Source organism: Desulfoferrobacter suflitae, from assembly GCF_022603395.1.
Classification (GTDB): domain Bacteria; phylum Desulfobacterota; class Syntrophobacteria; order Syntrophobacterales; family Syntrophobacteraceae; genus Desulfoferrobacter; species Desulfoferrobacter suflitae.
Map to the genome: position 1 here is coordinate 62,345 of NZ_JAIBKA010000013.1, position 17,669 is coordinate 80,013.

At 54.2% G+C, this 17,669-nt stretch carries 15 protein-coding genes; 14 read left to right on the forward strand and 1 reads right to left on the reverse strand.

Features of this window, described 5'->3' with window-relative positions:
• The first annotated feature begins 6 nt into the window (after positions 1 to 6).
• The 9 genes from K1V27_RS19310 (at position 7) to K1V27_RS19350 (ending at position 10,469) form a co-directional block, all read left to right on the forward strand.
• Positions 7 to 1,170 (forward strand): glycosyltransferase family 9 protein, encoded by a 1,164-nt coding sequence (locus tag K1V27_RS19310; protein ID WP_258931701.1) that lies wholly within the window; start codon positions 7 to 9, stop codon positions 1,168 to 1,170.
• A complete protein-coding gene (locus K1V27_RS19315; RefSeq protein WP_258931786.1) occupies positions 1,121 to 1,969 on the forward strand; it encodes a lipopolysaccharide kinase InaA family protein in 849 nt (282 codons plus the stop codon). The genes K1V27_RS19310 and K1V27_RS19315 overlap by 50 nt, the downstream gene beginning before the upstream one ends.
• Positions 1,966 to 2,934, forward strand: a complete 969-nt coding sequence (locus K1V27_RS19320; protein WP_258931702.1) for a glycosyltransferase family 2 protein — start codon at positions 1,966 to 1,968, stop codon at positions 2,932 to 2,934. Before K1V27_RS19315 ends, K1V27_RS19320 begins: the two co-directional genes overlap by 4 nt.
• Before the next feature lie 177 nt (positions 2,935 to 3,111).
• Entirely contained in the window at positions 3,112 to 4,503 is a 1,392-nt protein-coding gene (locus K1V27_RS19325; protein WP_258931703.1) for a lipopolysaccharide kinase InaA family protein, read from the forward strand.
• Positions 4,504 to 4,609: 106 nt separating this feature from the next.
• Complete coding sequence (locus K1V27_RS19330; RefSeq protein ID WP_258931704.1) at positions 4,610 to 6,289, forward strand: ArnT family glycosyltransferase; 1,680 nt, start codon at positions 4,610 to 4,612, stop codon at positions 6,287 to 6,289.
• Positions 6,290 to 6,434: 145 nt separating this feature from the next.
• Positions 6,435 to 7,748 (forward strand): glycosyltransferase family protein, encoded by a 1,314-nt coding sequence (locus K1V27_RS19335; RefSeq protein ID WP_258931705.1) that lies wholly within the window; start codon positions 6,435 to 6,437, stop codon positions 7,746 to 7,748.
• A 282-nt stretch (positions 7,749 to 8,030) separates the two neighbouring features.
• The gene (locus K1V27_RS19340; RefSeq protein WP_258931706.1) at positions 8,031 to 8,381 is read left to right on the forward strand and encodes an EamA family transporter; all 351 of its coding nucleotides are present in this window, start codon (positions 8,031 to 8,033) and stop codon (positions 8,379 to 8,381) included.
• Between the two features lie 2 nt (positions 8,382 to 8,383).
• Positions 8,384 to 9,139, forward strand: coding sequence for a glycosyltransferase family 2 protein (locus K1V27_RS19345; RefSeq protein ID WP_258931707.1), 756 nt, complete (start codon positions 8,384 to 8,386; stop codon positions 9,137 to 9,139).
• A gap of 46 nt (positions 9,140 to 9,185) precedes the next feature.
• Positions 9,186 to 10,469 (forward strand): glycosyltransferase family 4 protein, encoded by a 1,284-nt coding sequence (locus tag K1V27_RS19350; RefSeq protein ID WP_258931708.1) that lies wholly within the window; start codon positions 9,186 to 9,188, stop codon positions 10,467 to 10,469.
• A gap of 256 nt (positions 10,470 to 10,725) precedes the next feature.
• Here K1V27_RS19350 and K1V27_RS19355 read toward each other — a convergent pair whose 3' ends face one another.
• Entirely contained in the window at positions 10,726 to 12,678 is a 1,953-nt protein-coding gene (locus K1V27_RS19355) for an acetoacetate--CoA ligase (protein ID WP_258931709.1), read from the reverse strand.
• 429 nt (positions 12,679 to 13,107) lie between these two features.
• On the opposite strand from K1V27_RS19355, the gene panC reads away from it, so the two are divergent.
• The 5 genes from panC to ahcY are packed head-to-tail and all read left to right on the forward strand — an operon-like array spanning position 13,108 to position 17,642.
• On the forward strand, positions 13,108 to 13,965 hold the full coding sequence (panC, locus tag K1V27_RS19360) for a pantoate--beta-alanine ligase (protein WP_258931710.1): 858 nt from the start codon (positions 13,108 to 13,110) through the stop codon (positions 13,963 to 13,965).
• A gap of 41 nt (positions 13,966 to 14,006) precedes the next feature.
• A complete protein-coding gene (gene panD / locus K1V27_RS19365) occupies positions 14,007 to 14,396 on the forward strand; it encodes an aspartate 1-decarboxylase (RefSeq protein WP_258931711.1) in 390 nt (129 codons plus the stop codon).
• Positions 14,368 to 15,108, forward strand: a complete 741-nt coding sequence (locus K1V27_RS19370) for a DUF502 domain-containing protein (RefSeq protein WP_258931712.1) — start codon at positions 14,368 to 14,370, stop codon at positions 15,106 to 15,108. The genes panD and K1V27_RS19370 overlap by 29 nt, the downstream gene beginning before the upstream one ends.
• Positions 15,109 to 15,159: 51 nt before the next feature.
• The gene (metK, locus tag K1V27_RS19375) at positions 15,160 to 16,329 is read left to right on the forward strand and encodes a methionine adenosyltransferase (RefSeq protein ID WP_309574032.1); all 1,170 of its coding nucleotides are present in this window, start codon (positions 15,160 to 15,162) and stop codon (positions 16,327 to 16,329) included.
• A gap of 56 nt (positions 16,330 to 16,385) precedes the next feature.
• On the forward strand, positions 16,386 to 17,642 hold the full coding sequence (gene ahcY, locus K1V27_RS19380; RefSeq protein WP_258931713.1) for an adenosylhomocysteinase: 1,257 nt from the start codon (positions 16,386 to 16,388) through the stop codon (positions 17,640 to 17,642).
• The last annotated feature ends 27 nt before the right edge of the window (positions 17,643 to 17,669 follow it).

Sequence of the window (17,669 nt, forward strand, 5' to 3'; positions counted from 1 at the left end):
CGAATCATGCTGCCATGCAACCCGCGAGAAAAGCTCCTTGAGCAAAAAGCACTGGAGGATGCGGCTAAGACTTTCGGCCTCAATATGCTCCTGACGGGTGCGCCACGCCTCGGGGATTTGCTGTTTGCCTGTCCGGCAATTGATTATCTCATGGCCAATGATGCGGTGGATCGTCTTACCGTCTTGAGTTACGGGTACGCAGCACCCATACTGGATGGCCTGACCGGTGAGGTTGAGCACATCGAACTTCCCGGCAGTTCCTGGAATCCACTCGGCAAATGGAGGTTGGTGCGCACCATCAACCGACGGAATTATGACGCCGCTATTGTCCTGGACGGGAAAAAATCCATGCGCAAGCTTTTGGCGGCCACCAACATCCCACTGATTTTGGTCGAAACGCCAACTGCAATGCACAAGACCTGGCAGCATTTTGCATCGATGCTGCGAACGTTTCCGAGCAACGGCCTATGGAATGAACCCGAATACCGGACACCCGGTATACGGGTGACGCACAGGGCGCAAGCCTGGGCATTGACCAGACTGCAGCAGATCAGCCGCCCCAGAGTTGCGTTTCACGTCGGATGCCGGCGCGTAGGTCGGAAGAAGCTTTGCCTCTCAGAAGTTAATCGAACGGCAACCAAATTATGGCCCGTCGAGAGGTTCATGGAATTGGGACGGAAGCTAATTCACCGTTTCGGCGCAAGCATCGTGATGGTCGGCTCCGGCACCACTGAGCAGGCGCTCGCCGACCGGTTTGCGGCTGTCCTGGGACCGGCCTGCGTCAATGCAGTCAACTGGGGTGACAGCATGCAGACTGCTGCCCTGCTGCAGCAAAGTGACCTGCTGGTTGCATCGGACGGAGGAATTCTTCACCTGGGGGCTGCCGTCGGCCTGAAAGTGGTAGCCGTCTGGGGACCGACTCCCTATGAGATATTCGGCCCCTGCGGGTCGCCCGATAAGATCAGGGTCCTGCGCAAAGAGGCTGCTTGCAGCCCCTGCAAGAAGCGCACGTGCGACGACAAAGTCTGTCTTCGCTCAATTTCTGCCGAGGAAGCGTTGGCAGCGGCAGGTGAGCTCATGCAAAGGCAAAACGATAAACCTGGAAGCTATCGTGACAAGAATGATTGGCTGTTTGAAGCTCCCGTTCATCCGCCCAAAGATCCGCATTGAAGACCCGACATTGTTCTTTGAAGAACACGGCTTCAAGGAATTCGACTCTTTTATGCGGTTCGAGGGGGGTGAACGCATCGCTTTACAGCGGGGCAGGACAGTAACCCGCCTGGAACTGGCCGGACGCGCATTTTATCTGAAACGAAACCGGTTCAACTGGGTAGAATTCATTAAAGCGGTCGTGCACTGGAAATGGCCTCCGAGGAGCGCCCTGGACGAGTGGAACAGTATTGTTGCAGTGCAGCGCCTGGGCATTCCCACGGTCACTGCGGTTGCGATGGGAGAAAGCAGAGCTTTTGGCCTGGAAATGGCCTCCTTTTTGATCACCGAAGAATTGTACGGCGCTGAATCGCTGGAAAAAATCATTGAGAAGGAACTGAGGGGCCCGCTGTCACATGCCAAACGCATATGGAAGTACTCGATCATCAAAGATGTTGCACGCATTGCCCGTGTGCTGCACGGCAAGGCAATGTGTCACCAGGATTTTTATCTGGGGCACTTCTTTTTAAGCGGGGAGGATACGCTGTACCTGATCGATTTGCAACGGCTGCGCCGCTGGGGAAAAATCCCCAAACGCTATATCATAAAAGACTTGGGGCAACTCAATTATTCGGCAGACTTTGTCGGGCACATCTCGCGCACTGACCGCATGCGTTTTTTCCTGGAATATCTTGAGTTGCGGTCTCTGGGCAGCACAGAGAAAAAATTAGCCCGCTCGATAGCCGCCAAGACAGACCGAATCGCCGCACATACGGTGAAATTGTTGAAACGGCGTAGACGGCGACGCGAGATCCCATGATTGATGTGTCGATCGTTATAGTCAACTGGAACACGAGGGAGCTCTTGAAACAATGCCTCGACTCGGTGTGCGAAAACATAACCCGGGTATCATACGAAATATACGTGGTCGACAATGCCTCGACAGACGGCAGCGAGGCAATGGTTGCCCGGGAGTTCCCGCGCGTCAAGCTCATCCGCAACAGCGCCAACCTGGGCTTCGCCCGCGCCAACAATATCGCCATGCGCGCAGCCGGGGGGCGATTTCTGCTGCTGCTCAACTCGGACACGGTGATCTCAAAAGGGGCCATAGCAGGGCTCATGAAAACCATGGAAGCGGATCCTTCCATAGGGATAGCGGGGTTACAGCTGTTGAACGGTGATGGCTCGCTACAAAACTCCATATGTAATTTCCCGTCGCTTCTGACAGAACTGACCAACAAAAGCCTCTTGAGAATTCTCCTGCCGTCTCGCTACCCCGGCAAGGAACACCGGATTCGGCATCCGGTCCAAGTAGACGCCATCATCGGTTCGTGCATGATGGTTCGAAGAGAAGCAGTCGAACAGGTTGGACTGCTGGATGAGGACTTTTTTTTCTTCTTTGAAGAGACGGACTGGTGCCTGCGCATGCGCCGAGCCGGATGGAAGGTGGTATTTGACCCGCGATACGCCATTTTTCATCTGCAGGGCAAGAGTGCGGCACAAGTCAATGTTCGAGCGCGGATAGAGTACTGGCGATCGAGGTACACGTATTTTGCCAAACATCACAGTACGGTCTCGCAGTACGCGCTGAGAACGGGGCTGCTCATCAGGCTTCTGATCAGCATGGCCGGCGGCGCCGCATGCCTGGCCATGCTTTTTAAAGGATCTGCACGGTGCGACAAGTTAAGCCTGAACGCAGCGATATTCTACTGGCATCTCAAAGGATGCCCCGCCGATGGAGGTCTCGCCGCACAACAACCTTTGGTGGAGACTGACAATGCCTAACTGTCGGGTCCACGCAATATGAGTTGCATTCGCCCCCGCACTACAGCCGGCACCGCATCGGAACCAGCATCCTCAACCGCAACGGCGAGCATTGCACTGCATCCTGTCCACTGGCTCTACGTGAGGAAAGGAGGAGCGCATTCCGCATCATTTCATGCTGCACGGGAAGTCTCGGGCGTGGTTATCAAGTCGTCTCGCAAGCGATTGGTGATCCGTTCAGCCGATGGAATATTTGCCAAGCAAATTTGCTATCGTGGCCTGCGTTCCCTGATGAAAGGCGTGGCCGGCGCAACCGCCTGCAAAGAGGGAATGATTAATCTGGAACTGGCGCGCCGCGGAGTGAGCGTGCCCGCGGTGATCGCCTACGGCGTCGTGAAACGCTTTGGCATACTGCAGCGCGACGTTCTGTTAACGGAAACGGTTGACGATGCGCTATCCTTGGACGTCTTTGTGGTGAGCCGGGGAAAGCATTTGCTTTTTGGCGAGAAGCAAGCATTCATCAAGGAATTTGCACACTTCATCAAGGACCTGCACGGCAGAGGAATCGAGCACAGGGACCTCCACCTGGGCAACATTCTGGTGCAGGAAGAGACGCGGCCCCGCTTCTACCTTCTGGATGTAGACCGCGTACGGTTGCACGGCGGAGAGCTTTCGGCAACGGAGTGCGCAAGAAACCTGGGGCTCCTGCTTGGCACGTTTCAGACCCTCACCCGTTCACTGGAACGATTTCATTTTTTTAGATGCTATTTCGATGGGGCCCGTTTACGAGAGGTGTCGGGCAAACTCGAGGAAATCAAGCAAGCTGCTCTGGATGTCTCTTTGAGAGTCTGGCGAAAGAGAGCCGGGCGCTGCCTCCACAGCAACTCCAGGTTCGTTGCAGGAAAATTTGGCCATTTCAAGGCTCACTGGGTCAGACAGCCCGCGGTCCAAAAAGCGCTGCACACGCTGCTGCCAAATCCGGACACACTTCTCAACGAAGGTGTTTTATTGAAAAACGGCCGGACCGTGCGAGCTGCACGAATTGAAATTGACGGTCGGCACTATTTCCTCAAGCGCTATAATTGCAAAGGGCATGTTTACCGGATAAGAAATACCTTGCGCCGTTCGCGGGCCGTGCGTACCTGGCTGTCCACCTGGAACCTGACGGTGCGCGGCGTTCCAGTACCGAAAGCGCTCATTTGCCTGATCGAACGTCGCTTGGGCATGCTCGAAAGATCATATATATTATACGAACACGTTGAGGGCTGCAGATTATGCGATATTTGGCCGCGCCTGGATGAGTTCGGCAGGAAACGCTGCCTGGCTAAACTGGCCGTTATGCTGGGCACCATGCATCGGTTCGGAGGATACCACGGCGATCTGAAATGGCCGAATATCCTGGTGGAAGAGGGGCAAGGAAGATTCCATATCACTCTGACCGACCTGGACGGCAGCCGCATCTATAGAGACTTGCCGGCGCACCTGGCAGAAAAAGATATCACACGATTTCTCGCGGACCTGGACAAAAGCGGCGAGTGCGCAGAGCTCAAACAGCTTTTTCTGGAAACCTGGAGGAAGTGGTCACATTAGTCGCCAGAAGCTTGTCCGAGGGATTCGGCGGCACGGGTTTCTGGCCCGTTCCTGCTGCCGTCTGCAGAACAAGGTCCTGCCGTCGGCATCGAGTAAAGAGGAAACAGTGCACAGCCTGCAGCACATGAACTGGACTCACGAGGAAACCAAGCGGGTGGCCCGGGCTTCCCTGACAGCATTAGCGGTGTGTGTGCCTTCCCTGATATGGCAAAACATACCCACTCGAGATTCAAGTCTTTACGCGCTGTTATCCCTCGAATTTTCATCCGGAAATTTTGAGAATGCGTTCAGCCCGGACTTATCCCCTTTGCTCACAACCGTGGGCGGTTCCATAAATTATTTCGTCGGGCACCCTTTTCTCGCCAACCAAATTGCCTCTGTTTTGCTGTTTCTGCCCGGAGTTCCGGGCACCTATTTGTTGGCGAGGGAGCTCAGGGGGGCCAAGGTGGCCTGGCTGGCAAGCATTCTCTACGCGGTATGCCCATACACCATCGAACTGGCGACCTCGGGCGGGGTGGATTCAGGTAAATTGGCTCTGCTTCCCTGGCTCGCATGGGCCGCGTTGAAATGGTGTCGCAGTGAGCGCTTGATCTGGGGATTATGGCTGGGCCTGATCGGAGGACTGCTGAGCTACTCCCGCGGAGAAGGGCTGCTCTTTTCCGTTTCAGCCCTCGTGGTGTGTGCAGCGTCATGGGTCTATTCCAGGTATACATCCAGGAATATTCGGCCGATTGTCAGGCCGTTGACATCTTTCCTGGCGGCATCCGTGACGATGGCTCTGGTCATCTCCCCGTGGCTGTGGTTTGAACAGCGGCAGACGGGGTACCTCGTCACTCATCCCTCCCAGATTCGAATCCACCAGTTGCTGGACGGCGTGAAAGGCAGCTTGATCCGTGAGGCGAGCGCTTCCTCCCTGGATGAGACGACCGGCGGCGGAACCGCTTCAGGAATCCAGGCCGTGGTGCAACAACAATCGGAGGATCTGTATCGAGACGTCCCCTGGCTCAAAAATATCGAAAAATCGGTCAAAGGGTTGTACATGCCCTATCTATTGCTGGTGGTTCTTGCAGTCGTGCGCCATTTCACGGGGGCCGCATCCCTGTCCGGAAAAGACTTTTTCCCGTTCATTTTCATTGGACTGAACTTTGCCATTTTCTTCCCGACCAACATTTGCGCCGCACGATACTTCCAACCGTTGATTCCGTTACATCTTCATTTGACGGCCCTCGGCTTTATTGCCGTCGGAGATATCCTTTCCAACCGCATGCACTTCTCACCAAAGCGCATCCAATGCCTGGCAATAGTTTCCTGCGTTGTCCTCGCACTGCTGGCGCAAAAAGAGTGCGACACGTTCAAGAGCAAAAAAAAGATCGGAGAGGCTCGGGCGCTGCAGCAGATGGGTCAATGGATCAGCGACAACCGGCAAAAATTCCCTTTCTACGGCACCTTGTCAAACTCCAGAGCTTTTCATAACGGCCGGTTTCCGGTAATTTTGGCCCCCGATTTCAGGATCTGTTACTACGCGCTTTCAGATTGCGTCATCTTCCCCAGGGATCACGATCTACCCCCGGAATGGATTGTTGATTTGTGCGTACAGAACAAAGTCTCGCTCATTTTCTACACAAACCTGATCAAGGAGGTTAATCCAAAATTTGACGCCTATTGGCCAACCGATCCGGCCTTTCGGCCGATCGCCGTGGCCAGTGACCACCTGGCATCAAAGTATGGATTTCGCATCCTTATGTTCGACCGGGAAAAAGCGGGCGGGGTAGCCTTGGAGCCCTGAGCCCACAGCCTGGTGCCTCTTCTCCGAGAAGTCACCACACAAAATATGGTAGGCGGAGCAAATCCGACGGTTAACCGATTTGTCGCTGGTTGAAAGGTTGCTTAACTTGCTCGTTCACTTTGGACTGCGTGGTTGTAGACCCTCCTTGCCGCATGCTTTGGTAGCACTGGCATTGTTGACCGCATGTGGTTTTTTTCTCGGCTCAACCATCAGAGGTCTTTGTGGTCCATCAAAAACGGTCATATGGGGTTGGGACGATTCCTTCTATTACTTCTGGCTGCGCTCCCCCCTCATCGACGGAGACCTGGATTTCTCCAACGATATACTCTATTGCGACACCATGCCCGAGGAACTGAAGCTCACGGCGTTGAATCAGCCGCGTTCCGAAACCGGGCTCATCCCTAACAAATACCCCATTGGCTGGGCGTTATCCTCTCTGCCCTGGTTCCTGGCAGGGGATGTGGCAACCAGGGCGGCCAGGCTCTGCGGCACACCTTTGAGGCTGGACGGGTTCGGCCCGGCTTACCAGTTCATGCTCATGCTCGGGCAGTTCCTGTACGCCCTGGGGGGGCTCCTGTTTGCATTCAAAATTCTTGAGCACCTGTTCGACCGAAAGACCGCCATCGAATCAACACTGCTGGTCTGGTTGGCCTCATTCATGCTCGCCTACCAAACCATACTGCTGACCATGGCGCACAACATCATGTTTTTTGCCTTAACCGGCACATACTATTTTACTTTGCGCCTGAAAACATCTGTGGAACCCGTGCTTCCCTGGATCGTTACGGGTGTGTTGAGCGGGCTGTTGATCCTGTCGAGGTATCAGGCGGCTGTCTTTCTAATTTACCCGTTTACGGTGGTCGTGCTTCTGGTGATCAAAAAGCGCGTACCATGGCCGAACTTCGTTCTCTTCCTGCTCTCTTTGGCACTGACGGTTGCCCCGCAGTTAGTCGCCTGGCGGTTGGTCTACGGACATTACATCCTGTACACCTACACCGGTGAGAGCTTCTTCTGGCTGTCTCCCCGGCTGCCGCAGGTATTATTTTCCCCGCGTCATGGCTTGTTCTATTGGCACCCTGTATATCTCATCGGCTTCATTGGCTTTTTCATGTGGATGTTGAAGACCCGCAACCTGGAGGCGATCTGCTGGTCTTTGGTGCTGTCCGTCATGATCTACGTCAATGCCTGCTGGAGCTGCTGGTGGCTTGGCGCATCATTTGGTTCGCGCGCTTTTGACGGGCTTACCCTGTGGGCGATGATCGGCACGGCGGCGTTGCTCCAAATATCAAGCTCACGCCGTGTCACAAGAATTTTGCTGGTTGCTCTGTTGCTATGCCTGGCCGCTTGGAATCTGAATCTTTTGGTGTTATTCAGTCTCGGCAGGATTCCCCATGAGGAGGCGGTCCCCTATGGAGAGATGCTGAGATCCTCGGCGGCTTACTGGTTCAACCTGCATTGACCATCAAGCGAGGATCGGCAGCGGGAGGCTACCTCAGGATTCCCTTTTTGCGGCGGCCCGTCAAAAATCGCTGAATTCCGGGAAGCATGTGAGGAGAGCGCGGGAACTTCGGGGAACAAGGATTCAGCGCAACCGGCTGAAATACTTTGACACCCGTTGGATGCTAAAATATATGATTCAGGCGGTCGTTTTCAGAGCTCTGCTCGAAAAATGTGCAATAAGAACTGTAATGCATTGGCTGAAACAGGACAGACCGCTGTTCCATTGGACTGAGGAGGATTGGTGGAAACTAGAATCTGGCCCATTGCGCTTGCATTATGCTGCGCCGTAATGGGATCTTTGGCACAGTTGCTGTTCAAACTTGGCTCGGCCTCTCTGCAGCCGGATCCGTGGACATGGCTGAGCAATATCAAGGTAATCGCCGGCATGATTCTGTACGGCATTTCGGCCGTTCTTTTTGTCGTAGCCCTCAAGCACGGCAACCTTTCGGTCCTCTATCCGGTTATCGCAACAAGCTATGTGTGGGTTACCTTGATTTCTTTCAGAGTATTGCATGAACCGGTTTCATTACCCAAGTGTCTGGGGATAGCGCTCATATTGAGCGGCGTGATGCTGATTGTGAAGAACGGATAAGCATGAAGATCTCAATCGTCATCCCCGTATACAATGAACGCGCCTTTATCGAAGAGGTCGTTCGCAGAGTGAGTGCCGTTCCCCTCGACTGCGCCGGCAAAGAAATTATCATCGTTGATGACGGCTCCACAGACGGCACTCGGGACTTTCTCCAACAACTGACCGAGAATTGGGCCGAAGGCCGCAAGATGGCCGGAACACACTGCTCCGAAAACATAACCGACCATCGGGATGTTTCGCTGACGGTCATCTTCCAGCACGTCAACCAGGGCAAGGGAGCCGCACTGGCGCAAGGCTTTCAGCAAGCAACGGGAGATGTCGTGATCATACAGGACGCGGATCTTGAGTACGATCCGCAAGAATATCCCAAACTGCTTGACCCCATTCAAAAAGGAGTGGCCGATGTCGTCTACGGATCAAGATTTCTAGGCGGCCCCCATCGTGTTGCCTACTTCTGGCACTACCTGGGGAACAAATTCTTGACGCTGCTGTCCAACATGTTCACCAATTTAAACCTTACGGACATGGAAACCTGCTACAAGGTCTTCCGCCGGGAAGCATTGGTAAACCTCAGGCTCAAGCAAAAGCGCTTCGGCTTTGAACCCGAAATCACCGCTAAAATTGCCAAAAAAAACTGGCGCATATACGAAGTCCCCATCGCCTATTACGGCCGCACCTATGCCGAAGGCAAAAAAATTGGATGGAAGGACGGCGTCAAAGCCATTTGGTGCATCCTGCGCTACAACCTGTTTCCTTGACATCGTCAAACCGCATGGTTTCCCCATTTTTAAAGATACATCGAAGATGAATGAATCCGCTGAACCGCCAAGACAGGCAACCTCGACATCTCAATCCGGTCGAATCCTCAATACCATACGCTTATTGCGTGACGTAGCCCAAGACTTGATGACGGCATTCCGGCGCGGTCGCGGCGAAAGGTCCAACGACAAAGGCCGGGAGCTGACCATAGGCTTTGACGGCTATCCCTTTGTCGAACCCCTGACCGGCATCGGTCACTACGCCTACCACATCCTGAAAAACATCGACGGGCGGGGCCGAGTGCGGATCAATCTGTATACTCACACCCTGATTCCCGAAAAGAGAGCACCGGGGCTTTTCATACCGCTCGACCACCTAAAAAACGTACGTTACCGATGCTACCCGATACCCGAGAAGATATTGTTCGGAACCAGATTCTGGTTTGGAGTGGGAGCCGCCGTAGTGACACCCCTTTTTGTGGCGTTTGATCGCAATGACGTCTTTTTCGCCCCCAACTATGTGGCTCCGAAGCTTTTTTGGGTCATGGGCAAAAAGGTCATCACGGTTCATGACTGCACCTTCGCCTTTTACCCCGAACTGTTGCGCGCCGAGACTCTCAAGCACCTGGTCAAGCACCTGCCACGGGAGGTCAAAGGAGCGGCCCAAATAATCACCGACTCGGCTCAAACCAAAATGGACATCCAGCAGATCTATGCTCTGCCACCCGAAAAGATTCAAGTCATTTCCCCGGGAAACCCGATCCGCAACTCGCGAGCAACCCTCAACTTAAAAATGCCTTATGTACTGTTTGTGGGAACCCTGGAGCCGCGCAAGAATATAGCGGCGTTGCTCGATGCGTATGAAATTATCCGCAGGGGTGGCATTCATCTGCACCTCTATCTGGTCGGAAAGATTGGCTGGGGAAGCAGGTTGATCCTTGAAAAGATCAGGTCTCACCCCTTTGGTGAAGACATTTTCCAGGTGTCTTACGTGCCCTCGGAGCATCTGCCGGTGTACTATAAGAAAGCGTTTTGCCTGGCCTATCCATCATTATACGAAGGATTCGGCTTCCCGGTTCTGGAGGCCATGAGTCTGGGGTGTCCGGTGATCACCACCCGCTTGTCTTCATTGCCCGAGGTAGGAGGCGATGCCTGTTATTATGTGGAACCCGATCCCGCATCAATCGCCGCGGGTATCGTTGTCCTCCACGGTAATGAGCAACTCCGCAAGGATCTGATAGAAAGAGGAAGAAGGCAGGCTCAAAAATTTTCCTGGGAAGCGTGCGCTGGAAAGACATTGGAGGTGCTGGCGCAGGCTGCGGCGCGTTGACCCTGCAGCTGCCCGGGTGAATCGTTGCACCTTGTAGCTCCGCCCTTTGAGAGCGTTACCACCGCCGAGCCATGGCGCTCGAGGGTGAGCATTTTCATGCGCAGCGTGGCAAATTCTGACGGGTTCCGTCACGCGGGCCGCGCGACGAAACCCACCCCGGTCAGCCGTTCCCGAAATCCGACGCCCACTTTGCCGGGTTTCATTCTTCAACCCAGCCTGCATGGGATCCAGAGTCTGCTACCGGCAGACCCTGGTGTCAGGACGTCAGGTCAGACAAGTTCTTATAAAGATCCAGAGCTTCGGGATTGGCCAGCGCATCCTTATTTTTCACTTCCTGGTTGTGGATCACCTTGCGCACCGCCAACTCTACCTTTTTACCACTGATGGTGTAAGGAATGTCCGCGACCGCAATGATCTTGGCGGGGACATGGCGCGGTGTCGTGTTTTGCCGTATGGTGGTTTTGATGCGCTTTACAAGCTCGTCGGTCAAATCGTGTCCTTCGCGGAGCTTGACAAACAGGATAACCCGCACGTCATTGTCCCAATCCTGGCCAATGACCAGGCTGTCCAATACTTCCGGAATATTCTCCACCTGGCGATAGATTTCAGCCGTTCCAATCCTTACTCCGCCCGGGTTTAGAGTGGCGTCGGAACGCCCGTAGATGATCACGCCGCCATGTTCGGTAATTTCAATGTAATCGCCATGACTCCATACACCGGGCCAGACTTCGAAGTAGGCGCTGCGATATTTTTGACCGTCGGGATCGTTCCAAAAGTAGATGGGCATGGAAGGAGCGGAAGCAGTGCAAACCAGCTCCCCCTTTTCCTGCAGAACGGGTTTGCCTTCATCACTGTACGCCTGCACCTTCATGCCAAGTCCTCTGCACTGGAGCTCCCCGGCATACACCGGGCCGATGGGGTTCCCCAGAGCAAAACAGGAAATGATGTCGGTTCCTCCGGAGATGGACGACAGCACCAAATCCTCCTTGATGTCCCGGTACACGTATTCGAAACTTTCTATGGACAAAGGCGAACCGGTCGACAAGATCGCTTTCAAGGGAGAGAGATCAAAGGATTCTTTCGGTTTCACACCGGCCTTCTCGACAGCCGCCAGGTACTTGGCGCTGGTTCCGAAGATGCTCACTTTTTCATCCTCAGCCATTTGCCAGAGGGCACCGGGGCGGGGGAAGAAGGGCGAGCCGTCGAACAGGAGAACCCGCGCCCCCAATGTCAGGGAGCTCACCAGCCAATTCCACATCATCCAGCCACAGGTGGTGAAATAGAAAATGGTGTCATCACGCTTCACGTCAGTGTGCAGCTTGAGCTCTTTGATATGCTGAAGCAGCGTTCCTACCACTCCATGGACAATGCACTTGGGGACACCCGTAGTGCCCGACGAATACATGATGTAGAGTGGATGATCCGCGGGAACCTGCTCGAAATCGATCTCCAGGTTGTTCTCCTTGGAGAGAAAATCGTCAAAAAGAATTCCATTGGGGACGATGGCAGGGTCAGGATCGGTTTTTGTGTAGGGCACAACAACAACTTTTTCAATGCTGGGGATCTCTTTGACCACTTCGCTGATCCGCTCCAGCGAATCAAAGGTCTTCCCGCTGTAAAAATATCCGTCGGGAGCAAATAAGACCTTGGGGGATATCTGCCCGAAGCGATCCAACACCCCTTTGATACCGAAATCAGGAGAACATGAAGACCAGATTGCCCCTACGCTGGTGGCTGCGAGCATGCCGATGACGGTTTCAGTCATGTTGGGCATAAAACCCGCCACCCGGTCTCCCACCGTCACCCCCATAGCGCGGAACGATTTGGCCAGGCGCGCTACCTTGTCATACAGCTCGGCGTAGGTGATGCTTACGGTCGGCTTGCCCTCCCCTTTGAAACTGATGGCAATGCGGTCATCGCGATAGCGCAGAAGATTTTCTGCGAAGTTGAGGCGAGCTCCCCGGAACCATTGAGCCCCCGGCATCTTTGTGAAGTCATCCACTACTTCGGCATACGGTTGACTGCAGATGATTTCACCAAAATCCCAGACCGCCGCCCAAAACTTGGGGATTTCAGTAACAGACCATTGATAAAGATCATCGTAGCTCTGAAAATTGGTGTTATGGCGATCATTCACATACTGCATGAACTGGAACATGTTGGTGCCTGCAATGCGTTCCCGGGAAGGTTGCCATAGGAGCTTGCTCATGATTTCCTCCTTTGAAGTTGGTGCGGTGCGGGTATCGAGCCTCTATTTGATTGGTTCAGAAAACATTTGACATTATCAAATGATATTTTTAGAAGTCAATGCTCTATTGAGAGAGTTTGCACAAAAGTTGATCTGTGCACCCCATGCCGACCGGCTGAGTGCGCTCCATCGGGTCGGGGACAATGCCGCGCAGAGCAACCCACGGGGAACGGCAGACATAGCCCTTGACAAACCACCGCTTCCTTGATACCTAACTCCCCAATTCAACGGGATTTTGCTCCGCTTGGATCCGGTCTGGACCGAGACGGCGAGAGTGCATGAGGCAAAATATTGGTACGGGGCGATTTTTGCCCTGGTGTATAGCCTTCCGGACAGCGGTCCCGAAGGCTTTCTATGTTTTGGCAGTTCTAAGGACGGTAAGGAGCGAACATGCGCGTCATCGAGAGTATTTCCGAGATGCAGCAAGCTGCAGAGTCATGGCGGAGGGAAGGAACCAGGATCGGCCTGGTGCCCACCATGGGGTATTTGCATGAGGGGCATCTGGCGCTGGCGAAAAAGGCCCGCGAGCTTGCCGATATTGTGGTGGTGAGCATCTTTGTGAATCCCACTCAGTTTGGTCCGGGCGAAGATTTCGAGCGCTACCCGCAGGACATGGAAAGGGACATTGGCCTGCTCACGGAAATGGGAGTGGATATTACCTTCGCACCTCGAGCCTCTGAAATGTACACACCCGACTATCAGACCTACGTCGAGGTCAGGCAGCTGACCCAGCCCCTTTGTGGCGCCAGTCGGCCCGGTCACTTCATTGGAGTCACTTCGGTGGTGGCCAAATTATTCAACATTGTGAAACCCCATGTATCGGTATTCGGGGAGAAGGACTTTCAGCAGCTGGTCACCATACAGAGGATGGTCGACGATTTGAATATGGATGTCGAGGTCGTCGGCCACCCCATCGTGCGCGAACCGGACGGCCTGGCAATGAGTAGCCGCAACACTTACCTGAATAAGCAAGAGAGGCAAACGGCTCTGCGTCTCAACCGGTCGCTGCAGCAGGCAGAACAACAGGTAGCCGCGGGGGAACGCCGCGTGGAGGCGATCCTGGAAAGCGTCCGAAACTGTCTCGAGGAAGGGGGAGGATTGCGTATCGATTACGCCGAACTGCGCAATCCGGTCACGTTGGGTGAAGTTTCCAGGGTGGAAGGCCCGACCCTGCTGGCCATGGCCGCGTACGTAGGCAAGGCCCGCCTGATAGACAATTGTCTATTGATTCCACCCGGCTCTCCCTAAACGAATCTCGAGATAAGCCATTCTTCCAAGGAGGCGACGCCATGCAGCGTGTGCTACTCAAATCCAAAATTCATCGGGCTAAAGTGACCGATGCCAACATCAACTACGAGGGAAGTTTAACCATCGACCGCGACCTGATGGAAGCGGCCGACATTTTGCCCTTCGAACAGGTGAAAGTCTACAACATCTCCAACGGGGCGCGATTCGACACCTATGCCATTGGTGGAACCCGCGGACGAGGCGATATCTGCCTCAATGGCGCTGCAGCGCGCATGGGCCAGGTAGGCGATCTGGTCATCATCACAACCTATGCCCATTATCAGGAAGATGAAACATTGGCGCATCACCCCAAAATAGTTATGGTTGGACCGGAGAATAATCTCCTGCCGCAAAGGAAAGGCGTTGCTCAAGAAGATCAAGGACAAAATTAGAAACTATTTCATAGCCGGACTGTTGACAGTAGTTCCGCTTTCCATAACAGTCTACGTCATCAGTATTCTTCTCAGGAATGCCGACCGTATCTTCAATCTGATACCGAGCCGTTTTAATCCGAAGGCCTATTTGCCCTTTCCTCTGCCTGGCCTGGGAGCGATCCTTGTGGTCACCATGATCTTCCTGATCGGTCTCCTGGTCAAAAATTACGTGGGAGGCCGCATCATCGATTTCGGGGAACGCATTGTTTACCAAATCCCGCTTGTCCGCCCCATTTATTCGGCCGTCAAGCAGCTTTTGATTGCCATTTTTTCTCAATCCTACGACGGCTTCAAGCGCGTGGTGATGATTGAGTACCCTCGCCGTGGGATTTATGCTCTGGGGTTTGTAACGGGAGTCGCTTCGGGCGAAGTTCAAGCGCTCACCAGGGAACGTGTTCTCAACGTGTTTCTTCCCACCACCCCGAACCCGACCTCCGGCTTTTACCTTCTGATCCCGGAAAAAGATGTTATTCCACTGGAAATCAATGTTGAAGACGCCTTCAAATTGATTATATCGGGTGGCCTGGCAACCCCCGAATACGTTGCCGACCGCCTGCTGCCAAAGAGAGAAAACCATGCTCGAGGTAACCATCCAGACAATCCTGATCCTTTGGACAGTCCGGATGTTGCGCTCATCGCACGAGAATCGAAGGTCCCAAAAGTTTGCTAGAACTTTGCAGCGACATTCCCTGCTGATCAAATGAAAGGAGGAATTTCAGTTATGTCCATGAGCAACTTCTTGTTTACGTCGGAATCCGTCACCGAGGGCCATCCGGACAAGGTAGCAGACCAGATTTCCGACGCGGTTTTGGATGCCATTTTGACTGAAGATAAAACCGGGCGCGTAGCCTGCGAAACTCTGGTGACCACAGGTCTGGCTTTTGTGGCCGGAGAAATCACCACCAGCACGTGGGTGGACATTCCGGAAATCGTACGTCACACCATCAGAGATATCGGGTATAACAACTCGGGCATGGGGTTTGACTGGGAAACCTGTGCGGTGATCACCAGCATCGACAAGCAATCCCCGGATATTTCCATGGGGGTGACCGAGGGCGAAGGACTGCACGAAGAGCAAGGAGCCGGCGATCAAGGCTTGATGTTCGGCTTTGCCTGCAGCGAAACCCCGGTGCTGATGCCAATGCCCATTTACTATGCACATCGGATCACGAGGAAACTCGCCGAAGTTCGCAAGAACGGCATTCTCGACTTTCTCCGCCCGGACGGCAAGAGCCAGGTGACCATAGAATACGACCATCACCAGCCAAAGCGGGTCGATACGGTGGTGGTTGCGGCCCAGCATACCCCCCAGGTCTCCTACAAGAATCTGCAGGAAGGAATCATCGAGGAAGTGATCAAGAAGACCATTCCTGAGGACCTGATAGACGGCAAAACACGGTTTTTTATCAACTCCACCGGCCGCTTTGTGATCGGCGGCCCCATGGGAGACTGCGGCCTGACCGGCCGCAAAATCATTGCGGACACCTATGGCGGACAAGGGAGCCATGGGGGCGGTTGCTTTTCCGGCAAGGACCCCTCCAAGGTGGATCGCTCCGCTTCCTACATGGCACGCTACGTTGCCAAGAACATTGTTGCGGCGGGCCTCGCCGACCGCGTGGAAGTCCAGGTGGCTTACAGCATCGGAGTGGCGGAGCCGGTATCGCTCATGATTGACACCTATGGTACCGGTAAGATTTCCCCTGACCGCATCGCCCAGATTGTGCGTGAAACATTCAGCTTTAAGCCCGCAAACATCATTCGCCACCTGAAGTTGCTGCGGCCCATTTATAAGAAAACCGCCTGTTACGGCCATTTTGGAAGAAATAATCCGGATTTTACCTGGGAAAAGACGGACATGGTGGACACCCTGCGTGAAAAGGCCGGGTTCTGATGGGAATCGCCTCCTCGTCAACCGCCAGGAACAGACAAATCATCTAAGGAGACTTCATGAATTTTGACATTAAGGATAAGGGCTTGGCCGACAAAGGGAAGCTTAGAATTGAATGGGCCGCGCAATCTATGCCGGTACTGCGCTCCATCCAAGACCGCTTTGCGCAAGAAAAGCCCCTTAAGGACATAAGAATCGCCGCCTGTCTTCATGTCACCACCGAAACCGCTGCGCTGGCACAAACGCTGCAAGCCGGCGGAGCACACGTCATGCTGTGTGCATCCAACCCTCTGAGCACCCAAGACGATGTGGCGGCTTCCCTGGTTGTGCACAATCAGATTTCGGTGTTCTCGATCAAGGGCGAGGACAAAGATACCTATTACCGGCATATTCATTCAGCTCTGGCCGGCAGACCACAGATCACCATGGATGACGGCGCTGATTTGGTGAGCACCATTCACTCGGAGCGCAAGGAGCTCCTGGCAGATATTCTGGGCGGCACCGAGGAGACCACGACGGGAGTCATCCGGCTTAAGAGCATGGCAGCCAACGGTGTTTTGCAGTATCCCATCATTGCAGTGAACGATGCCAACACCAAGCATCTCTTCGACAATCGTTATGGCACCGGGCAGAGCACGGTGGACGGCATCATCAGAGCGACCAACCGGCTGCTGGCAGGTTCCAATTTTGTGGTCAGCGGCTACGGATGGTGCGGCCGGGGCGTAGCCATGCGGGCCGCCGGGATGGGAGCGAAAGTGATCATCACCGAGGTGGATCCGTTACGTGCACTGGAGGCCGTAATGGATGGCTATCAAGTCATGCCCATGAGTGAAGCCGCCAAAATCGGCGACTTTTTCTGCACCCTCACCGGCGACATCCATGTGCTCCGCAGAGAACACTTCGAAGTGATGAAAAGCGGGGCGATCATTTCCAACTCGGGGCATTTCAATGTAGAGCTGGATCTGGATTCGCTCGCCGCGATGGCCGCAGCGCGTCGACAGATCAGGGAGTTTGTTGAAGAGTACCAGCTCGCCGACGGACGTCGCATTTATGTGCTGGGTGAGGGTAGACTGGTCAATCTGGCCGCCGCCGAAGGGCACCCTTCCAGCGTCATGGATATGAGCTTTGCAAACCAGGCATTGTGTGCCGAGCATATGGTAAAAAACGCCGCAGCCATGGAAAAAAAGGTCTACGGGGTTCCTGTCGAGATAGACAAGGACATCGCTCGCCTGAAGCTCGAGGCCATGAAAATACACATCGACACACTCACAGCCGAACAGGACAAATACCTCAACTCCTGGGAAATGGGCACCTAAATTCTTTCCCTCGAGGGGAAGAAGAGT